General features: G+C 62.2%; 17 protein-coding genes. 5 read left to right on the forward strand and 12 right to left on the reverse strand.

The genetic code is table 11. The features are described 5' to 3' along the window. The first annotated feature begins 288 nt into the window (after window positions 1-288). Both KUA23_RS19785 and KUA23_RS19790 read left to right on the forward strand, forming a co-directional pair. Window positions 289-1,152 carry a LysR family transcriptional regulator gene (locus KUA23_RS19785; protein WP_078049328.1) on the forward strand — a complete coding sequence of 288 codons (864 nt, stop codon included), beginning with the start codon at window positions 289-291 and terminating at the stop codon, window positions 1,150-1,152. Between the two features lie 58 nt (window positions 1,153-1,210). Continuing rightward, the gene (locus KUA23_RS19790) at window positions 1,211-2,215 is read left to right on the forward strand and encodes a LacI family DNA-binding transcriptional regulator (protein WP_078049329.1); all 1,005 of its coding nucleotides are present in this window, start codon (window positions 1,211-1,213) and stop codon (window positions 2,213-2,215) included. Here the strand turns inward: KUA23_RS19790 and KUA23_RS19795 are convergent. From KUA23_RS19795 to KUA23_RS19820, 6 genes are all read right to left on the reverse strand, one after another. Continuing rightward, a complete protein-coding gene (locus tag KUA23_RS19795; protein WP_252992699.1) occupies window positions 2,212-2,937 on the reverse strand; it encodes an SDR family oxidoreductase in 726 nt (241 codons plus the stop codon). The two genes, KUA23_RS19790 and KUA23_RS19795, sit on opposite strands and share 4 nt — an antisense overlap. 135 nt (window positions 2,938-3,072) lie before the next feature. Next, window positions 3,073-4,605, reverse strand: a complete 1,533-nt coding sequence (locus KUA23_RS19800; RefSeq protein WP_252992700.1) for an FGGY-family carbohydrate kinase — start codon at window positions 4,603-4,605, stop codon at window positions 3,073-3,075. 2 nt (window positions 4,606-4,607) lie between these two features. Next, window positions 4,608-5,687, reverse strand: a complete 1,080-nt coding sequence (locus KUA23_RS19805; RefSeq protein ID WP_078049332.1) for an alcohol dehydrogenase catalytic domain-containing protein — start codon at window positions 5,685-5,687, stop codon at window positions 4,608-4,610. 22 nt (window positions 5,688-5,709) lie between these two features. Continuing rightward, window positions 5,710-6,702 carry an ABC transporter permease gene (locus KUA23_RS19810; RefSeq protein ID WP_078049333.1) on the reverse strand — a complete coding sequence of 331 codons (993 nt, stop codon included), beginning with the start codon at window positions 6,700-6,702 and terminating at the stop codon, window positions 5,710-5,712. Next, window positions 6,668-8,176: a sugar ABC transporter ATP-binding protein gene (locus KUA23_RS19815; protein ID WP_099492977.1), complete on the reverse strand. Its 1,509-nt coding sequence runs from the start codon at window positions 8,174-8,176 to the stop codon at window positions 6,668-6,670. The genes KUA23_RS19810 and KUA23_RS19815 overlap by 35 nt, the downstream gene beginning before the upstream one ends. Before the next feature lie 63 nt (window positions 8,177-8,239). Then, complete coding sequence (locus tag KUA23_RS19820) at window positions 8,240-9,163, reverse strand: substrate-binding domain-containing protein (RefSeq protein ID WP_038849054.1); 924 nt, start codon at window positions 9,161-9,163, stop codon at window positions 8,240-8,242. 294 nt (window positions 9,164-9,457) lie between these two features. On the opposite strand from KUA23_RS19820, the gene KUA23_RS19825 reads away from it, so the two are divergent. Next, window positions 9,458-10,135, forward strand: coding sequence for a sterol desaturase family protein (locus KUA23_RS19825; RefSeq protein WP_252992701.1), 678 nt, complete (start codon window positions 9,458-9,460; stop codon window positions 10,133-10,135). After that, entirely contained in the window at window positions 10,132-11,232 is a 1,101-nt protein-coding gene (locus tag KUA23_RS19830) for an SMP-30/gluconolactonase/LRE family protein (protein WP_099492980.1), read from the forward strand. Before KUA23_RS19825 ends, KUA23_RS19830 begins: the two co-directional genes overlap by 4 nt. Window positions 11,233-11,280: 48 nt before the next feature. Here the strand turns inward: KUA23_RS19830 and KUA23_RS19835 are convergent, their stop codons facing one another. From KUA23_RS19835 to KUA23_RS19860, 6 genes are all read right to left on the reverse strand, one after another. Continuing rightward, window positions 11,281-12,723: a hypothetical protein gene (locus KUA23_RS19835; RefSeq protein WP_252992702.1), complete on the reverse strand. Its 1,443-nt coding sequence runs from the start codon at window positions 12,721-12,723 to the stop codon at window positions 11,281-11,283. Window positions 12,724-12,838: 115 nt separating this feature from the next. Further along, window positions 12,839-13,219, reverse strand: coding sequence for a hypothetical protein (locus KUA23_RS19840; RefSeq protein ID WP_252992703.1), 381 nt, complete (start codon window positions 13,217-13,219; stop codon window positions 12,839-12,841). 2 nt (window positions 13,220-13,221) lie between these two features. Beyond that, window positions 13,222-14,217, reverse strand: a complete 996-nt coding sequence (locus tag KUA23_RS19845; RefSeq protein WP_252992704.1) for a hypothetical protein — start codon at window positions 14,215-14,217, stop codon at window positions 13,222-13,224. A gap of 137 nt (window positions 14,218-14,354) precedes the next feature. Further along, a complete protein-coding gene (locus KUA23_RS19850; RefSeq protein ID WP_252992705.1) occupies window positions 14,355-15,416 on the reverse strand; it encodes a lipocalin-like domain-containing protein in 1,062 nt (353 codons plus the stop codon). After that, the gene (locus KUA23_RS19855; RefSeq protein ID WP_252992706.1) at window positions 15,406-17,868 is read right to left on the reverse strand and encodes an ABC transporter permease; all 2,463 of its coding nucleotides are present in this window, start codon (window positions 17,866-17,868) and stop codon (window positions 15,406-15,408) included. Before KUA23_RS19855 ends, KUA23_RS19850 begins: the two co-directional genes overlap by 11 nt. A gap of 1 nt (window position 17,869) precedes the next feature. After that, window positions 17,870-18,538, reverse strand: coding sequence for an ABC transporter ATP-binding protein (locus KUA23_RS19860; RefSeq protein ID WP_099492986.1), 669 nt, complete (start codon window positions 18,536-18,538; stop codon window positions 17,870-17,872). A 274-nt stretch (window positions 18,539-18,812) separates the two neighbouring features. On the opposite strand from KUA23_RS19860, the gene pmrG reads away from it, so the two are divergent. Beyond that, complete coding sequence (pmrG, locus tag KUA23_RS19865) at window positions 18,813-19,487, forward strand: lipopolysaccharide core heptose(II)-phosphate phosphatase PmrG (RefSeq protein WP_078049343.1); 675 nt, start codon at window positions 18,813-18,815, stop codon at window positions 19,485-19,487. Window positions 19,488-19,508: the final 21 nt, after the last annotated feature.

Raw genomic sequence — 19,508 nt, forward strand, 5'->3', positions numbered from 1 at the left:
CTGATCTTGCTTTTGATCTTAGGCGGCCCCCCAAATACCTGTCGGATTACGGGCACACCGAGCCTAGGCGAGGTGCCGAGTGTTGGGGCAAGAGCCCTTTGGTTACTTTGGGCTGGGCCGGCATTCCGGCTCTTTTCCAAAGTGACCCGCCGTAAGGGCGGAACCCATAGCAGCCGTTACCTAAATAACGGATATGTCCACATCACCACCGCCATCGCAGCCAATCCTCCTCCCACAGTTTCAACCACATTCCATTACACTGTCCCCCATTCATCCCCGGGGGGCTTCATGGACATCGAACTGGCACGCACCTTCCTCGAAATCACCCGCTGCGGCAGCCTGGCCGCAGCCGCCGAGAAACTGCACGTCACCCAGACCGCCATCACCGCGCGGGTCAAAAGCCTCGAAAGCCAGCTAGGCAGCACACTGTTCATCCGTAACCGCGCCGGCGCCCGGCTGACCGCCGACGGCGAGGCCTTCGTGGTATACGCCAACCAACTGCTGCAAACCTGGGAAGCCGCAAAACGCGACCTGCCGCTGCCCGATGGCTACCGCAACGTGCTGCACATCGGCGGCGAGGTCAGCCTGTGCAACCCGTTGATGCTCGGCTGGGCCCAGGCCCTGCGCCAACACATCCCCGGCCATGCACTGCGTACCGAAGTGCGCGAAGGCGACTACCTGTTGCGCCAGCTGGAACTGGGCGTGCTCGACGCTGCCTTGGTGTTCCAGCCGCAGTACTGGCCCGGCTTGCAAGTGGAGCAGGTGCTGGAAGAAAAACTGATCCTGGTGCAACTGGTGAGCAACCCGGCCCCCTACGTGTATATCGACTGGGGGCCGGGCTTTCGCCAGCAGCATGACGCCGCCCTGCCCGACAAGGCCCGCGCCGCGTTGAGTTTCAATCTTGGCCCGTTGGCGCTGCAGTACATCCTGGAGAACGGCGGCGCCGGCTATTTCCGTACCCGCGTGGTGCAAAGCTACCTCGACAGCGGCGTGATGCAGCGCGTGCCCAAGGCGCCGGAGTTCAACTTCCCCACGTTTGTGGTGTATTCACGGGCGCGGGATTCGGCGGTGTTGCAACAGGCGCTGGTGTTGCTGCGTGAGGTGGTCAAGGCCGAAAGTGACTGGTCGCAGCGCTGGGACCCGCTGATTTGAAGCAACAATATCCGTCGCGCATGCTAGCCTGCGGGTGTTTCCTTTCGCAGCCTTACCGATGAACAAGAAAAAGTCCGTCACCATCAGCGACATCGCCAAACGGGTCGGCATGACCACCATCACGGTGTCCCGCGCACTGAGCAAACCCGACCTGGTCAAGCCGGCCACCCTGGCGCGCATCCTCGAAGTGGCGCGGGAAATGGACTATGTGCCCAATGCCTTCGCGCGTGGGCTCAAACGCAGTGAAAGCCTGATCATCGGCGTGATCACCGCGTCCGTCGACAACCCGTTCTACAGCGAAATGATCAAGGCGATTTCCCGAGAGGCCAAACAGCACGGCTACACCATCATGCTGGTGGATACCGATGAGCTCGAAGAGCTGGAAAGCAAAGCCGTGGATACCCTGTTGGGCTACCGCGTGGCCGGGATCATCCTGTCGCCGGTCTCGGATGAGCCGAGCTATCAGCCCGATTACCTCGAACGCCTGGGCAACGGCAAAACGCCGGTGGTGCTGCTCGATCGCACGATCCACGACAGCCCGTTCAGCCGCGTGGTGCTAGACAACTACCACAGCGGTATCCAGGCCGCGCACTACCTGCTGCGCCAGACGCCCGACCTCAAGCGCCTGCTGGTACTGACCGGCCCCGAGCACTCGCGCATCACCGTCGAACGCCTCAAGGGCCTGCGCGAAGTGTTGGCCGAACACCCGCAGGTGCAGGTCGAAGTACAGGCCGGCGACTACACGTTGATGCCGTCCTACCTGCACACCCTCGACTACCTGGCCGAACACTCGGCGCCAGACGCGATCATGGGCTTCAACCAGTTGATCACCCTGGGCGCCCTGCGTGCGTTGCGCATGCACAACATTCCCCACGACAGCCTGACCATCTGCGGCATCGACCGCCTGCCCTTCGCCGATATCTTCGGCGTGCCTATCGCCTGTGTGGCCCACGATGCATCCCTGGCCGGCAGCAGCGCGGTACGCCTGCTGCTCGACCGCCTCGAAGACCCGCACAAACCACGGGACAAGGTGGTGATCGCCGGCCAGTTGGAAAACGGCTAGCGGCTGGTGTAGCCGCCATCGATGGGCAGGCTGACGCCGCTGATCATGCTGGCGGCGCTGCTCAGCAGGAACAGCACCGGCAACGCCACTTCGAGGGTTTCAGCAAAACGCCCCAGTGGAATGGCCGCCAGCGCCGGGTCGCGCTTGGCCGGCTCGGACCAGGCCATGGCCGCCATCGGCGTGAGCGTGATCGTTGGGTTGACGCTGTTAACGCGAATGCCGAAGCGGCCCCACTCGGCGCACTGCACGCGGGTGATCGCATCCAGCGCGGCCTTGGAGGCGCAGTAGCCGAGGTGATCGTCCAGGGCGATCAGTGAGGCCTGGCTGGAGACATTGACGATACTGCCGGCGATGTGTGCTTCGATCATTTTCGCCGCTACCCGGCTGCCGACCTGGGCGGCGGCGCGGGCGTTGACGTGCATCACCTGGTCGAAGGCGTCGGCGCTGATAGCGGCGGCGGGCTCCAGCCGCGAGATGCCGGCGCAATTGACCAGGCCATGCAGCGGCGGCAGGTCCTTCAAGGCGTTGTCGAGGGCGGCACTGTCGGCGATATCCAGGCACAGGGTGTGGCAGCCGAGTTGAGCCAGGGCCTGCGCGTCACGGCCGAGGGCGAAGACGTCGGCGCCGCTGGCGATAAGCTGTTGGGCGATTTCACGGCCGATGCCGCTGCTGGCGCCGGTGACGAGGATGCGCTGGTGGGTGAAGTTGAAAGTGGTGGTCATGATCACTGTTCCATAGGCGATGAAGATCCCGTGTGGGAGCTGGCTTGCCTGCGATAGCGGAGTGTCAGCCAATCCATCTGGTACTGATACACCGCCATCGCAGGCAAGCCAGCTCCAACAGGGGATTGTGTTGAGTCAGTTGGTTTGCAGGTTGTGCATGATCGGTTTCAGGGCCGGATACAGCTTCAGGTACTCGCCGAACGCACGGTCGTACGCCTCGACATTTTCCGCCTTGGGCTCAGCCCGCAACGCCAACTGCACCCACCCCTTGTCCATCGCCCCATCACTCACCAACCCCACCGTGTGCGCCGCCAGCAACGCCGCGCCCAGCGCCGCTTCCACCTCCTGGACAATGGTGTACACCGGGTACCGCGTGACATCCGCGATAATCTGCATCCACAGGTCCGAATGGCTTGCCCCACCGACCACGATCAAGCGTGGGTCCAGGGAATGCGCGCCGCGCGTGCCCGCTTCGATGTTGTGGCGCAAGGCAAAACTCACCCCCTCCAGCACCGCGCGATACAGGTGAATGCGGCTGTGGTAGAGGTTCAAGCCGACAAAGCTGCCACTGGCGCGGTCATCCCACACCGGGCTGCGTTCACCCATCAGGTACGGCAGGAACAACAGGCCTTCGCTGCCCGCCGCAATCGTCATCGCGCGCTGCTCCAGCAGCACCAGGCTGTCCTGGCCGGTGGCCTTGGCCTGCTGCTCCTCGGCCTGGCAGAACTGCTCGCGAAACCAGCTCACCGACGCACCAGCCGTGATCGCACCGCCAAAGATGTACAGGTCACGGTGGCCGTTGTAGACGTGGGGCATGCTGACCAAGCCGTGATGGGCGTCCACCTGTTGGTTCAGGTAGCCCCAACACATGCTGGTGCCGATCATTGCCACGTGGTTGCCCGGCTGGGTCACCCCCGCAGCCAACGTGGCCATGGCCGCATCAACGCCACCGGCCAGGATCGGCGTACCCGCCTGCAACCCCAAGCGCGCTGCCCACTTCTCCAGCAACCCGCCTACGACTTCTGCGGAATACACCAGCCGCTCCGGCATCATCGCTTGCGGTATGCCCAGCGCATCGAGCATCTCGGCAGACCAGCCACGCGCCTTTACGTCATAGACACCGCCGATATTGCCGGCGCTGCTATGGTCCACCGCCAGCTCTCCGGTGAGGCACCAGTTGATGTAGCTGTTGGGCGGCAGCAAGTAACGGGTTTTCGCCCACACCTCTGGCTGGTGCTGCTTGAGCCAGAGCATCTTGGTGAAGCCGTAGTAGCTGTCCACCGAGTTGCCGGTGACCGCGAACAGGCGCTCCAGGTCTACGTGCTCGCGTACCCAGGCCACCTGCTCACCGGCGCGGCGGTCCATCCAGATCAGGCACGGGTGCAGCGGTGTGAGCTGCGCATCCACCGCAATCCCCGAACCGCCATACAGGCTGCTGATGCACAGGGCCTTCACGTGATCCTTGGCCACGCCGGCCTTGGCCATGCACTGCGCCACGCACGCCTCGACCGCATCGAGCCAGACCTGCGGCCATTGCTCGGCCCAGCGCACTTTCGGGGTATCCACACGATACCCCTGGCTGTGCTGGGCGATGATCGTGCCATGGGCATCCACCAGCAGCGCCTTGGTACTCTGGGTTCCTATGTCGACCCCCATCACGTAGTTCATGCTCAGACCACCGGCTTCAGCAGCACCTTGATCGATTTGGTCGAGTTGGCCAGCTCGAAGGCTTCGGCCCAATCGTCCAGCGGGAAGTCATGGGTGACGATACCTTTGGAGGTGACCAGGCCGCGCTCGAACAGGTCGATGGCAATGGGGTAGCAATAGGGGCCGAGGTGCGCACCGCGGACGTCCAGCTCCTTGCGGTCACCGATGATCGACCAGTCGACGCTGGTCTCGGCGCCAAACACGCTGAACTCGACAAAACGCCCGAGCTTGCGGATCAAATCCAGGCCCTGGGTCACGCCGGCCGGCACGCCGGTGGTTTCGATGTAGACGTCGCAGCCATAGTTGTCGGTGAGGCCGTTGATGATCTCGCGGGCGTTGTCGCGCGACGGGTTGATCACCACATCGGCGCCGAATGTCTTCGCCAGCTCCAGGCGCTCATCGACCATGTCGATCACCACCAGTTTCTTCGGGGTTTTCAGCGCGGCGACCTGGACCATGCACAGGCCGAGGGTGCCGGCGCCGGCGATCACCACCACGTCGTCGAGCTGGATATCGCCACGGTTGACGGTGTGGATCGAACACGCCATTGGTTCCACCAGTGCCGAGTCTTCCAGCGACACCGACTCGGGAATTTTGTGCACGATGGCGGTCTTGGGAATCCGCATGTACTGGGCCATGCCGCCTTCGGCGACTTCGCGCTGGAAGCCGAAGATGTTGTGCACTTCGCACATCCAGTACTTGCCGGATTTGCAGAAGCGGCACTTGCCGCAGGGCACGATCTGCTCGGCGATCACCTTGTCGCCTACCGCGACTTCAAAGTGCTCTTCGGCGCCCTCGCCCGCCTCCACCACATAGCCGAAAAACTCGTGCCCCGGCACCACCGGCGCCTTGACCCACGGGTTGTCGCCACCCCAGAACATCGCCGCGCCGGAGTGGCACTTGCAGTCACTGGCGCAAATGCCACAGGCGGCGATGCGGATCACCAGTTCATTGGCGCGCGCCTGGGGTTTGCCGATGCGCTCCAGGCGATAGTCTTTGGGGCCGTGGCAAACGACGGCTTGCATTTGGGTGTGCTTGTCCATGGTGTTAGGTCCTGTCTTGAGTTTATTTATGGCGCTGACGGCTGATGAAAATCGCCAGCAAAATGATCCCGCCCTTGATCACGCTCTGGACGTAGGGCGAAACGCCGAGCATGTTCAGTCCGTTGTTCAATACGCCGAGCAGCATGGCGCCAAGCAAGGTGCCGACGATCACGCCACGCCCACCGGCGATCGATGCACCGCCGAGCACCACGGCGGCAATCGCATCCAGCTCGAACGACACGCCGGCATTCGGCTGGCCGCTCATCAAGCGTGAGGTGAGTACCAGCCCGGCAATCGCCGCCGTCAGGCCGCTGATGCCGTACACCAGCAACTTGAAGCGTGCCGCGCGCACGCCGGACAAGCGCACCGCTTCTTCATTGCCGCCGATGGCGTAGATGTAGCGGCCGATGCGCGTGTGTTGCAGCAGCACATAGGCGGCGGCGTAGGTAATCAGCATGATCAGGATGGGCACTTCGATGCCGAATAGGCTCTGGCGACCAAAGAAGCCAAACCACTCCGGCAACCCGGAAATCGGGTAGCCGTCGGTGTACATCAGGCCCAGGCCACGGGCGATGCCCATGGTCGCCAGGGTGACGATGATCGGCGGCATGTGCAGGTAGGCGACGAACAGGCCGTTGCCGATGCCGAAGGCCACGCCGATCAACATCCCCGCGCCAATCGCCAGGCCCGGCGGCAAGCCCGCGACCATCAGGCCAGCGGTGAGCGTGCCGGACAACGCCATCACCGGCCCTACCGACAAATCGATGCCGCCCGTGAGGATCACGCAGGTCATGCCCACCGCGATAATCGCGTTGATCGACACCTGGCGGGCAATGTTCGACAGGTTGCTGGCGGTCAGGAAGGTGTCGCTGGCGAGGATCATCACCAGGGTCACCACCACCAGCCCCACGAACGGATAAAAGGCCGGCGAACGCACCAGCCGCGCCAGGTTGAGGCGCAGCCGGCTGTTGTCGCCGGTACTAATGGACGTATTCACTTGAGCCCCCTGTTGCATGGCGCATGACCTCTTGAGGATTGACGGCGGACGCTTCCAGCAGCTTGACGATGGCGCCCTTGTGGAACACGGCAACGCGGTCGCACATGCCGATGATTTCCGGCAACTCGGAGGAAATCATGATGATTGCGTAGCCCTGTTCGGTGAGGTTGCGCATCAGCGCGTAGATCTGCGCCTTGGCCCCCACGTCGATGCCACGGGTGGGTTCGTCGAACACCAGCACGTCGCAGTGGTGGTTGATCCAGCGGGCGATCACGACCTTTTGCTGGTTGCCGCCGCTGAGGTTGAACACCCGGCTTTCACTGCTGGGGGCCTTGATCGACAGTTGTTTCATCAGGCCCTCGACGCTGGCGCATTCGCGGCTTTTGTCGATCAGGCCCGAGGCGTTCTGGTACTTGGGCAGGTTGTTCAGGGAGATGTTTTCGCGAATGCTGAAATCGGTGATCAGCCCTTCGCTCTTGCGGCTTTCCGGCAGCAGGCCGATGCCATGCGCCAAGGCCTGGGCCGGGTCGTCGAGGGTGATTTTCTCGCCGCGCAGCCACACGTCTTTGCTCACCGATGGCAGAGCCCCCATCATGCCCAGGGCCAGTTCGGTACGACCGGAACCGACCAGGCCAGCAAAGCCGAGGATCTCGCCCTTGTGCAGCTGGAAGCTGTTGTGAGGACCGTTGCGCACCAGTTGGATGTCCTTGACCTCCAACAAAAGCGGGCCGCGCTCGCTGTTCGGTTTGGGTGGAAAACTGCATTCCAGGCGGCGCCCGACCATCATCTCGACCAGCCGGTCGATATCACTGTCAGCCACATCGGTAACGCCCACATTGCCGCCGTCGCGCAACACGCTGATGCGGTCGCACACCTGGAAAATTTCCTCCAGGTGATGGGAGATGAAAATCACCGCCACGCCCTGGCGCTTGAGCTCGCGCATAATCTCGAACAGCAGCTCGGCCTCGCTGGGCGTCAGCGTCGCGGTGGGTTCATCCAGCACCAACAGGCGCGCATCCAGGGCCAGGGCCTTGGCGATTTCGACAAACTGCTGTTCGGCCACGCTCAGGTGCTTGACCGCACATTGCAGGTCGATGGTCACGCCGAGGCGCTTGAACAAGGCCTCGCTGGCCTCGACCATTTCGCGCTTGCGCAGCAGGCCGAAACGGTTGCTCAGCTCGTGGCCGAGGAAGATATTTTCCACCGCCGTGAGGTAGGGAATCAGGCTGAACTCCTGGAACACAATGCCGATGCCGGCGGCAATCGCATCACGGTAGGTCGCGAATTGCCGGGGCTGGCCGTCGATCAGGATCTGGCCCTCGTCTTGATGCTCGACGCCGCCGAGGATCTTCATCAGCGTCGATTTGCCCGCGCCATTTTCCCCGAGCAAGGCGTGGATCTCGCCGCGCTCGACTTCTAAGTTGATGGACTTGAGGGCCTGTACGCCCGGGTAACGCTTACAGATATTTTCCAGCTTCAGAAGACTGCTCATACCGCCGACCTCGTATTCAGAAGGATGACCTGGGCCCCACGAATTGCGTGGGGCCTGGGTGATTTACCAGCTGAAATCCTTGGCCTTGGCCTGGTCGATCAGGGTGATGTCCACCGGGATGGTGGCCGGCACTTGCGAGCCCCATTTCTTGGCCAGGGCGATGCCCAGGGCAAGGCGAATCTGGTCGCGCGGGTACTGGGCCGAGGTGGCGATGAATTTGCTGCCGGGCTTCTGGATCGCCTTGATGGCTTCGGGCGCGCCGTCGACGCTGACCAGCTTCACGTCCAGGCCGCTGGCCTCGATGGCCGAGAGCGCGCCGAGCGAGCCGTTGTCATTCACGCTGAAAATGCCCTTGAGGGTGGGCTGGGCCTGCAGCATGTTCTCGGTGACGGTCAGGGCCTGGTCACGTTCCTGCTTGCCGTTCTGGATGCTGACAATCTTAATGTCCGGGTGCTTGGCCACGGCCTCTTTGCAACCGCGCACACGCTCCAGGATCGGCACCACGGCGATGCCGTCGAGGATCGCGATATTGCCTTTGTCGCCGATGTTCTTGGCCAGGTATTCACAGGCCTGGAAGCCAGCGTCAAAGTTCTTCGAGCCGACGAAGGAGTCCAGCGGGCCGTCGGCCTGGGCGTCCACCGCGACGACCACGACACCGGCGGCGTGGGCAGATTTGACTGCCGATTGCACGCCGACCGAATCAGTGGGGTTGATCAGCAGGATATCGATGCCTTTTTGCAGCATGTCTTCGACGTCACTGACCTGCTTGGACACGTCGTGGCGGGCGTCGGTGATGATCAATTTCGCGCCGATGGTCGCCCCGGCTTCTTCGAGGGCGTTTTTCATGGTGACGAAATAAGGGTTGTTGATTTCCTGGAAGGACGCGCCGATGCGGATCGGCTTGGCAGCGTCGGCGAATGCTGGGGAGACAGTGCCGAGGGTGATGCTTACAGCCAATAAACACAGGGTTTTCGGAAGCATTTTCATGGCGTGGTTCTCTGTTTTGTTTTTATTGTTAGAGCAAATGTTATCGTTAACATTTTGCGAGAAACTAGCAAGGAAATAAGAGGGGCGCAAGGGGCCGCTGGTCGGTCGCGATCAAAATGTGGGAGCGGGCTTGCTCGCGAATGCGGAGGGTCAGCCACCTGATGCCTTGCCTGACACGCCCTCTTCGCGAGCAACCCCGCTCCCACAGGCGTAGTGCGCTGCCTGCAAAAACTCGCACATTCCCCACCACCAACTAAGCTCAGACTCCCATAAAAAAACACCGAGCAACCGGCCATGGACCACCCCACCGAGACCTTCCGCGCCCGTTACCGCGCCACTGTCGCGCCCCACTACAACCCTTGGCTGCACGCCAGTTTCGTGTTCGGCTACGGCATCGTGTGCATTGCCCTGGCCTGGTCATCCACACATCAGATCAGCGCTGTGCAATGGCTGACCGTGCCGCTGACCCTGGTGTTCTTCAACCTCTGCATCTACCTGGTCCACCGCCACCTCGGCCACCATAAACACGGGTTGGCCCGGCTGTTTTATGCGCGCCACACCGGCGACCATCACAGCTTCTTCACCCCTGGCCACATGACCTACGACAGCCCCCGGGATTGGCGGGTGATCCTGTTCCCAGCCTGGCTGATCGTGCTGCACAGCCTGGCAATCACCCTGCCCGCCTGGTGGCTGCTCAAGCACTGGAGCCCCAACGTTGCCGGGCTGTTCGCCGGCTGCATGATCCTCGGTTATTTGCTTTACGAAGTGTTTCACGCCTGCGAGCACCTGCCCGCCGACCATCCGGTGGCGCGCCTGCCGTGGTTGCGCCAGATGCACCAACTGCACGCCCTGCATCACCGCCGGGAGCTGATGCACGGACGCAATTTCAATATCGTCCTCCCGCTGATGGATTACCTGTTCGGCACCCTGCACTGGGAGCCGCGCACCCACGACAACCAGGAATCGTCATGAGTACCCGTCCAAAAAAATTGCGTCATCTGTTGTTCTTGCTGTTTCTGGCGGTGATCGCCTTTTTGCTGTTGATGCCCACCAAAGTCCAGCCGGTGAACTGGGCGCCGCCCAAGGCCCCCTCGATGAAGGACGGCCCCTATGCCGAGAACCAGCGCCTCAAAGGCGTGCAGAAAATCGGCGCCCAGGACATCGCCGGGCCCGAGGCCCTGCTGTTGGATGCCCAGGGCTACCTGATCAGTGGCCTGCATGACGGACGCATCATCCGCACCTCGCCCGACAGCCGCAGCCTGGAAGTGCTGGCCAACACCGGTGGGCGTCCGTTGGGCATGGCGCTGCACCCGGACGGGCGCTTGATCATTGCCGATGGGGTCAAGGGTTTGCTGGCGCTGGAGACCGATCGCCAACTGACCACCCTGAGCACCAGCGCCAATGGCGTCGCCCTGGGTTTCACCGATGACGTGACCGTGGACGCCAGCGGGCGTTATGCCTATTTCAGCGACGCCTCGAGCCGCTGGGGTTACGGCCAGGACGGTGAGGCGGTGATTGAGCACGGCGGCGACGGTCGGCTGTTGCGCTATGACTTCAGCAACGGCACCACCGAGGTTTTGCTGGACCAACTGCAATTCGCCAACGGCGTCGCCTTGGGCCCGGATGAACACTACGTGCTGGTGAATGAGACCGGTGCCTATCGCATCAGCCGTTACTGGCTCAAAGGTGAGCACGCCGGCACCCATGATCTGTTTATCGATAACCTGCCGGGCCTGCCGGACAACCTCAGCTTCAACGGGCAGGACCGCTTCTGGGTGGCGCTCTACTCGCCGCGCAATCCGCTGCTGGACAGCTTTGCCGGCTACCCTCTGCTGCGCAAGGTGATGGTGCGCGCGCTGATGGTGGTGCCCAAGCCCATCGAGCGCAAAGCCTTTGTGCTGGGGCTGGATACCGAGGGCAAGGTCATCGCCAACCTGCAGGATGGCAGTGCCGGCAACTACTCACCCATCACCACCGCGCGCGAGTATGGCGACTGGTTGTACCTGGGTTCATTGAAGAGCACGAGCATGGCGCGATTGCCGTTGGCGCTGGCATTGGCGGGAGAATAGAAAAGGGGCAGCCTCGTCAGGCTGCCCCTCTTCACTGACGCCGTTGTATCAGTGAACGATGTTCTGGGTGCAGATATGCCCGAACGTTACGTAAGGCACATTCTCGCCTCCCACACCCACACCAGGGAACTCATCCAACTCGATACGCCAGCCGCCGAAGTTGAAGGTGGTGTCCCAGGTGTACGTCACACCGGTGCTGCTGTCTGGATACTGCACACGGTACTCGCCAAAGCAGTCACCGATAGCCGCACTGGCCTGGGAGTTACCCGCACTGTTGGTGGTGGCCTTGAAGTCGGTCCAATTGAAATCGGCACCTTCGAAGTGTTTATCGATGCGCAGCACCGGCGTAACGCCCAGCAGCGGTGCACCCGTGGAGTCGGACCAGTTGGTGGTCCAGTTCACTGTACGTGCGGCCTGGGTCGCCATCCAGAATATCGACGCGGGCACCCGCACGACGTTGTCACCCTTCACATCCGACGTGTTCAGCCGCGGCGTAGAGCCGAGGCTCAGTTGGTAGTGCTTAGTCGGGTCCTGAACCACAGCCGGATTGGCCCGCACACGCACCTTCACGGTGGTGCCCGGGGTGACACTCGGGTAGGTCGAGGTCGAGCCAGCAGGAACCGTAATCCAGTTGACGCCATCAAAACGGTCGAAAATCCACTGGTTACGGCTGCCACTCGCGTCACCGGCCAGGTACATGCTCACGCTCTGGCCACGGACGGCCTTGAAGTCGAAGTAGTCGACGTCGTTGGCGTTGTCGAGGTTGCCGGTGACCTTGTTCATCGAGTCCGGCAGCACAAAGGCCGTTTGTGGCGTGTCATTAGGCTCGTAGGCATCGATGTTGGTGTCCACCGCCACGCCAAAACTGAACTGCGAATTGTTGGCGACCTTGGCGACCATGTACCAATAGTAATCACCGGCCGGCAGAACACCGTTGAGATAATCATCGGTATTGCCCGCCGCATCAGCGGAGCCCACCACGCTCAAATTGCCCTGGCCGTCGTCCTGGAACAGGGTCAACGACATGTCGGTGCCCGCACTCTGGTTGACCAGTTGCACCTGGACCCGGGCATTCTGTGGGAGGTTGAAGTGGTACGCGAACTCTTCACCCTGGGCCACACCGTTGATGGTGTAGAGGGTGTTGATATCCAAGGTGGGGAACAGCGGTACAAAGTCAGCGACGGCGGCGCTTTTCGGCTCGACTTGGCTCGGCTTTTTCAACTCGCCGACCACGCTGTTGAACGGCGCGGATTTGACCGCCTGGGTAACGGCCTTGGACTGACCGGTCTTGGCCGCCTGGAGTTTTTGCTTGAGGCTGGCCGGCACCTTAGCCGCGTCCAGCTTGCCGCCGGATTTGAGCGCTTTGTCCACAGCCTGTTTGACCGCTTCGGCGCTGAGTTTCTGAGGGGTTTGCTCGGCCAGGGCAAAGGCCGAAACGAAGCAGGAGGCCGCCATGGCCGCGCCCAGCATAAAGGCTTTTTTCGATTTCATTTTTTATCCATCCATAGTTAAAAAGTGAAGCTCAGGTGACATCCGGTCACCTGGGATGGAATCTAGGATATAACTGGATGGATGTACAGTACTTTTTTTGAAAAAATTTCAACTCCTATGGAATGGGGATGTCACACCACCAGCGCCAGAAGCTCCAGACCGCTGTCCCGAAGGCCCAGATATAGCCAACTTTATAAGGCCACACCATCCAACGCTTGAGCGCTAAAGGAACTGCCGCTAATTCAGCCTCTGTCACAATACCGGCTTCCACATAGCGCTTTGAGTCTGAGAAAAACTCAGAAATAAGCAACATGCGATATTGCCTGTCGATCCACTGGTTTCGCCTCCAAAATCGCTTATTGTCTTGAACCCTTTCGTTCTGACAGAAATAACTTTCCACCTCATCGAGCTTTGCATATTCCGCAAAAATCATCAGTCCCAAGACAACAAACGTCCCGACAAACACCACGATGGTGTAGATGAGAAAAAAATCCATGGTTAGGCTCCGTCAGGTAGGAATATCAAATCCCCATCGACTTCCATGATCTCTCCTCCCAAAAACGCCCCAGCACTACCGGCCCTATCACCTCCCACATACCCTCCCGCTGAGCCTCCGATTATTCCGCAGGCGAGTTCACCTTTTCCCTTCATGCGAATACCGAGGAACATTGTGCATGCCCTTCGAGCGGCTCCTGCACCGAGTCTTCCCAAAAAGGCAGCTCCTGAGACTCCACCTGCCAACCTCCCCGTCTCCACATACTTCGCCCTTCTACACTGCGCCTCCCTCCCCTCCACACACGCCTCCTTGATCTCCAACCCCGCCACCCCCACATCCAGCGCCAACCCCACATAAGTCCCTTTGCCCATCCACTTCGACATCTGCGCAATCTCCCACATCCGCTTCGCATACCCCGCAATCTCACCTTTATGCAGATAGCTCTTGGTCGACAGGCCCAACACCTTTTTCAACGGCTCATTGCCCTGCAACCCCGTACCAAGCCGTGCCGCACCTTGTAGCTGCACCTCCAAGCGCCGAAACAACGCCTGGCGCTGCTGGATAAACGCTGCCCTGTCCAAAGCACCGTCCTTCAACCGCTGATGCAAGCGCTCGATGTCTTCCAATGTTTGCGCTACCTCATCCAGATGCCGCGCCCAGGCCGACGTCGCACTGCCGATGCCAATCGAGCCCTTCGCCATGAAACTCTGCAGCAAGTCATAGTTGTCGATCACCGCCGTACCGGCCGCTGCACGCCTCTCCAAGTGACGACTTACCTGCTCGGCATGCCGCATCAGCCAGGCCTCCTCGACCGAACAATTCAAGCTCTGGTTATCGGGAATAATCACCAGTTGCCCCGGCGCTACCAAGCCGGGGCGCAGGTGCCGGTTCAGCACATCAAAATGAGCGGAACGCTGGCGGCTCAGGGCGCCGCCCATCACCCGGTTTTTCAAACTCTGGTAGTCCGTCGCGCGCTCGTTGATAAAGCTCTGCGCCATGCTTCACATCCCTGATGCGATGAAGATGGCGTCGAAATATAAGCAAGCGCCTACGCCCCGGACACACGTCCAGGGGGGGCAATTTACATTTGGGAAGCTGCCTACGCAGCGAAGAAATACGACCTACAGAAACAACCCTAATACCCGGTCATTTCCAGGTAACCCACCCCACCCTCGAACTGCACCGGACCTTCCCAGTACGGGATACCCAGGTTCATCCAGGCATTCGGGTTGACAGCTTGCGTGGTGATATCCAGCTGCTTGCCGGGGACTTTCAGCGACCAGCGAGTGGGGATCTTGCGCCCTTCAATGGCCGTCGTTTCCAGCGGCGTCAGTTGGATATCCGCGTTGTGCAGGGTCTGGGTCTGGCCCTCGCGATCAATCCAGGTGCCGGTCAAGTAGGACGCGCCGTCGGTTTGCCGCACCCGGAACAGCATCAACTGTTCGCCCCGGTCCAGGTGCAGGGAAAACCAGTCCCAGCCAGTCTGGCTGGCGGTCAGCGGTTGGCTGCTCCACTCGCGGTCGAGCCAGGCCGGGCCGGTGACTTGATACACCTTGCCATCGATGCTGACGCTGCCACTGGCGCTGAAAAACGGCTGGCTGTAGTAGTACGACGCCTGGCCCTGGTCGGATTTGCGGCTGTAGCCATTGTCGCCTTGCAGCACCAGTGGACGGCTGGAGGTCAGGTGCAGGTCGTAGGCGAACTGGGCGCCGCTGGCCTTGAGTTGCATGTCCGCCAGGCTGCTGTTGGCGCCGGGGCGGGTGGCGAAATTCCAGTCGTCGATCCAGGCGTTGAACGGCACCGCCTGGGCCCCGGCCTGGCCGACGCCACCGCGCGCATAACGTTCGGCGGCGTAGTGGTGGGTGGCGGACGTCACGGCGGCGTGGCCCAGCCAGATCGTCGAGTCGTGCCAGCCCGCCTGCGTGGGCCCGGCCTTGAGGGCATTGCGAAACAGCGTCCATTGCACGCCGAATACGTTGCCGTGTTCATCCTTGAGATTGGCAGTGACGTACCACCACTCGATCCGAAAGCTGGCGTGGGGGCCATGGTCCTCGGGGAAGCTGAACACCTTGCCAGGCACCACTTGGGCAAAGTCTGCCGCGTCACTGCCCAGGCCGGCGAAGCTCTCCTGTGGCGCGGGGACTTTGTCGCATGCGGCCAATAACAAGCACGTCCACAGCAGGTACTTAATCTTCATTGGCAAACGTCCTCAACAAATCCGCAGGACGGCTGCGGTACAACTGCCACAACGGCCAGGCCGACGCCAGCAAGGTCGCCAGCATCGCCAGCCCGAGCAATTGCGCGAGTTGCCATGGGAACACCTGCAGCGGCAGGCGCCAGCCAAACGCCTGCACATTGATCACCGCATCCAGGCACCAGGCCAGCAGCAGGCCGAGGGGCAACGCCAGGATCAGTGTGAGCACCGCCAGCAGCCAGGTCTGGCCGAGGTTGAGCAGCATCAACTGTCGACGCGTGACACCCAATGCCCACAGTGGCGCGAGTTGGCCGAGCCGGCTTTGGCTCTGGGTCAACAGGCTGATAAACAGCGCCACACCGGCTACGCCCAGGGTCAGACTGTTCAAGGCGGCGGTGGCGGCGAAGGTGCGCTCGAACACCTGGCTCGACCAGCCCTTGAGTTGTTGCTGATCGACGATACGGCTGTCGTCCAGGGCAAAGGCGCGTTGCACCTCGCGCACCAGCGGGGCCACATCCGCCGGCGCGACCCGCAGGTTGAAACGCGCCGGTGACAGCGTCGGCCAGTGCGCCAGCAGGTGTTGGGCATTGACCAGCACATGGCCCTTGGGGTTGCCGTAGTCGGCGTAGACCCCCACCACTTTCGGCGCCCACACACCTTGGGGCGTGGGAATGCTCACGCTATCGCCCAGCCTCACGTCGAGCCGGCGCGCCAGTTGTTCGCTGAGCATCAGGGTGTCGCCTTGCTGCAACTGGTCCCACGGTTCAGGGGACGCCTCCAGCAGCGGCCAGTGCTGACGATAGGTCGGGTCGTCGACCACGCCAAACAGGTCCGCCGGCCAGCCTTGCACCTGCACGGCGACCTGCCAGGTGGGCAGCACGGTTTGCACCAACGGTTGCCGCGCCAGCCAGGTGCCGAGTTGCTGCGCCTGGGCCGGGGTTTGTGGGCTGAGATACAACTCGGCGGTGAGGCGTTGCTCCAGCCAGTTGTTGAAGGTGTGACGAAACCCCGAGGTCATCGACCCCGCACCGATGTTCGCCGCCAGGGCCAACAACAGCGCCATCAGGGCCAGGCTCAAGGCTGGCAATTGCTGGCGGCAATCTGCCAGGAACCATTGGCCGAGCACCGAATGGCTGCGCCCCAACACCGCCTTGAGCAGGCCATTGAGCACCACCGGCAACCCCAGGGCGGCGCCGAGCAGCAACGCCGCCATCAGCACAAAGCCGGCAGCCAGGCTGTTGCCCAACCACAGTGCCAGCAGCGCGGTCAGCAGCGCCGCACTGGTCACCCAACCCTGGCGACGCAACCAGCGTCCATGGGCTTCATGCCACGCCTGGGCGTTGGCCAGCGCCAGCAAAGGCAAGCGCGCCGCCCGCCACAGGCTGCTGGCGCCGGCCAGCAAAGCGCCGAGCAGGCTCAAGCCCAACCCCGCGCCCCACCACCAGGGGCTGAGGCTCAACTGCCCCGGCACCTCGGCGCCATATAACCCGCGCAGGCTGGCGGCCACATCCGGCAGCAACAGGCTGGCCAACAGGTAACCGCTGGCCACACCCAACACGCCGCCCAGCAATGAGAGCACGCCCAGTTCCACGCTGAGGCTGGCGATCAACATCCGCACACTGACGCCACACGCCCGCAGGGTACGCAGCAGTCCACGCCGTTGCTCCAGGGCCAGGCCGATGGCGGCGTGCACGATAAACAGCCCGACCACAAAGGACAGGAAACCCAGCGCATCAAGGTTCAGGTGAAAGCTCTCGGTGAGGCGCGCGAGGTTATTGTCCTCGCCCTGCTTGAGTTGCAGCCCGGTGGGCGGTATGGGCTGGGCGGCGGCGAACGCCTTGTCCACCAGCAGGTGCGACAGGCGCCCCGACATCTCCAGCAGCGGCTGGGCAAAACCGATATCGGTGAGCAACAGGCCGGGGGCCATATCTGCTTGGGCTTGCAGCGGCGGCAGTGTGTGACCACTCAGGGTGGTCGGTTGCTGACCTTCGTGCAGGCCCAAAGCCTGCAGGGTTTGCGGCGCGATCCAGGTACGCCCCGGCGGCTCGAAAAACGCCAGCATCTGCGCCTGGCTCAAACGCTGCCCCGCCACCGCACCGCTGCCGGGCAACGACACCGGGTCGATGCCCATCAGTTGCAGGCGCACGTCTGCCTGCCCCGTGAGCTGTACGCGGCCCTGCACCACCGGCGACACCGGCCACCCGGCACGCCGCAATTGGGCAAAGACGGCTTGGTCGACACTGGCCCCGTCCGGCGTACTGAGGCTGGCTTGGGGTTCGCCGCCGATCAGTTGGCTGGCGCGGGCATAGCTGTCACGCGCCTGGCTGTTGAGGGCTTGCACGCCGACCAGCAGCGCAGTGGCCAGCCACAGGCCGGTGAGCACGCTGAAAAATTGCACGGGATGCCGCCGCCAGTGGCTCAGCAACGCGCGCAGGGTCCAATGAAACACCGCCATGTCAGGCCGCGCCCGCAGGCACAACACGGCCGCGATGCAGCACCACCTGCTGGTCCAGGCGGGCAGCGATGCGCGGGCTGTGAGTGACCATCAGCAGACTGGTGGGGCTGTCACGCAGCAAGTCCAGCAGCAGTTGCAGCACCTCGTCGCTGGTGGCTTCGTCAAGGTTGCCGGTGGGTTCATCAGCCAACAAAAGGCCTGGCCGTGACGCCAATGCGCGCCCCACCGCCACCCGTTGCTGCTGGCCGCCGGAGAGCTGTTCCGGGTAACGCTTGAGCAAATCCCCCAGCCCCAGGCGTTCAACCAGTTGCGCCTGCCACTGCGGGTCAAACCGCCCGGCCAGGCGTGCCTGGAACGCCAGGTTGTCCTCGACCCGCAGACTGCCAATGAGGTTGAACTGCTGGAACACCAGGCCGATTTCGGTGCGCCGCCAATGGGCCAGTTGCGCTTCGCTGAGGTGGTCGAGGCGCTGCTCGCCCACCTGGATGCTGCCGCCATCCAGCCGGTCGAGTCCGGCCACCAGGTGCAGCAAGGTGCTCTTGCCGCTGCCCGACTCGCCCATCAGCGCCAGGCTGCTGCGCTCGGCCAGGTGCAGGTCCACACCGGCCAACACCGCCAATGGCCCCTGGGGGGTGGCATAGCTTTTGAACACACCTTGCACCTGCAACATGACAACACTCGTTTGATGGGCGGCAATCGAGAATAACGGCTGGCGCTCCACGCCACGCAAATTTTTCACATGGATTTCACCGGCTGCCCACCCACGCCTCTTTAAATTACCCGCCATGGGTCATTCGTCGGCAACTTGTTAGTTGCCTCGCCTGACAACTTTTTAACCGCAACATGTTCAGCGAAAAGACAGCCGCCGTGTGACAGCCTCCAGCATCACTGCGGCATTCGCCAACCCGTTGCGCCTAATTAATACAAGATTGCCAACACTGCCCATGGTGAATGAAGTGGTTGACCTTACCCTGACCAAACCGCGCTCGCGATGGGCCTTTATCAAGCGCCTGCAACGGCTGTGGCTGGGAATGCTGGTGGTGGCGTTGCTGCTCGCCGCCAGCCTGCTCTGGCACGCTTCACCCAAGGACCTGGGCATCGGCAACCGCCTGCTGACCTCCCACGTGCTGCCCCTCTGGCGCGACGGCGATTTGATCGTGCTGGTGCGCCACGAAGAGCGTTGCGACCGCTCGACCAACCCATGCCTGGGCCCGGTGGAAGGCCTGACGATCCACGGCAGCCAGCAGGCCGAGATCCTCGGCAAAGCCTTTAAAACATTGGGCATGGAGGGCAGCGACGTACTGGCCAGCCCCGCCATCCGCACCGCCCAGACCCTGCGCTTCATGTTCGGCAAAAACGAGTTGACCTCCGGCCAGCAAGCCGTCTGCGGCGCGGCCATGGGTGAGGAATTGCTCAGCCACAAAACCCCCGGACGCAACCTGGTGTTCGTCACCCACAGCGGCTGCATAGCCGACTTCGAAAACAGCCTGGGCTTCCCCCACGCCGCCTTCCCCCAGTACGGCAGCGCGCTGTTCGTGCAGGTATTGCCCCACGGTAAATTCAAGACCCTGGGCATCGTCAACAACCCGGATTGGCCCGCCGCGTTAAAACAACTCTAATCACTTTCCTGTCTGTTTGTT

The sequence above is a fragment of the Pseudomonas pergaminensis genome, from assembly GCF_024112395.2.
Lineage (GTDB): Bacteria > Pseudomonadota > Gammaproteobacteria > Pseudomonadales > Pseudomonadaceae > Aquipseudomonas > Aquipseudomonas pergaminensis.

Excerpts from the sequence above, each read along its gene's own strand:
- KUA23_RS19855 (WP_252992706.1), bottom strand. The coding sequence starts at position 17,868 with ATGGCGGTGTTTCATTGGACCCTGCGCGCGTTGCTGAGCCACTGGCGG.
- KUA23_RS19825 (WP_252992701.1), top strand. The coding sequence starts at position 9,458 with ATGGACCACCCCACCGAGACCTTCCGCGCCCGTTACCGCGCCACTGTC.
- KUA23_RS19850 (WP_252992705.1), bottom strand. The coding sequence starts at position 15,416 with ATGAAGATTAAGTACCTGCTGTGGACGTGCTTGTTATTGGCCGCATGC.
- KUA23_RS19785 (WP_078049328.1), top strand. The coding sequence starts at position 289 with ATGGACATCGAACTGGCACGCACCTTCCTCGAAATCACCCGCTGCGGC.
- KUA23_RS19815 (WP_099492977.1), bottom strand. The coding sequence starts at position 8,176 with ATGAGCAGTCTTCTGAAGCTGGAAAATATCTGTAAGCGTTACCCGGGC.
- KUA23_RS19820 (WP_038849054.1), bottom strand. The coding sequence starts at position 9,163 with ATGAAAATGCTTCCGAAAACCCTGTGTTTATTGGCTGTAAGCATCACC.
- KUA23_RS19845 (WP_252992704.1), bottom strand. The coding sequence starts at position 14,217 with ATGGCGCAGAGCTTTATCAACGAGCGCGCGACGGACTACCAGAGTTTG.
- KUA23_RS19835 (WP_252992702.1), bottom strand. The coding sequence starts at position 12,723 with ATGAAATCGAAAAAAGCCTTTATGCTGGGCGCGGCCATGGCGGCCTCC.
- KUA23_RS19840 (WP_252992703.1), bottom strand. The coding sequence starts at position 13,219 with ATGGATTTTTTTCTCATCTACACCATCGTGGTGTTTGTCGGGACGTTT.
- pmrG (WP_078049343.1), top strand. The coding sequence starts at position 18,813 with ATGGTGAATGAAGTGGTTGACCTTACCCTGACCAAACCGCGCTCGCGA.
- KUA23_RS19795 (WP_252992699.1), bottom strand. The coding sequence starts at position 2,937 with ATGACCACCACTTTCAACTTCACCCACCAGCGCATCCTCGTCACCGGC.
- KUA23_RS19800 (WP_252992700.1), bottom strand. The coding sequence starts at position 4,605 with ATGAACTACGTGATGGGGGTCGACATAGGAACCCAGAGTACCAAGGCG.
- KUA23_RS19790 (WP_078049329.1), top strand. The coding sequence starts at position 1,211 with ATGAACAAGAAAAAGTCCGTCACCATCAGCGACATCGCCAAACGGGTC.
- KUA23_RS19860 (WP_099492986.1), bottom strand. The coding sequence starts at position 18,538 with ATGTTGCAGGTGCAAGGTGTGTTCAAAAGCTATGCCACCCCCCAGGGG.
- KUA23_RS19805 (WP_078049332.1), bottom strand. The coding sequence starts at position 5,687 with ATGGACAAGCACACCCAAATGCAAGCCGTCGTTTGCCACGGCCCCAAA.
- KUA23_RS19830 (WP_099492980.1), top strand. The coding sequence starts at position 10,132 with ATGAGTACCCGTCCAAAAAAATTGCGTCATCTGTTGTTCTTGCTGTTT.
- KUA23_RS19810 (WP_078049333.1), bottom strand. The coding sequence starts at position 6,702 with ATGCAACAGGGGGCTCAAGTGAATACGTCCATTAGTACCGGCGACAAC.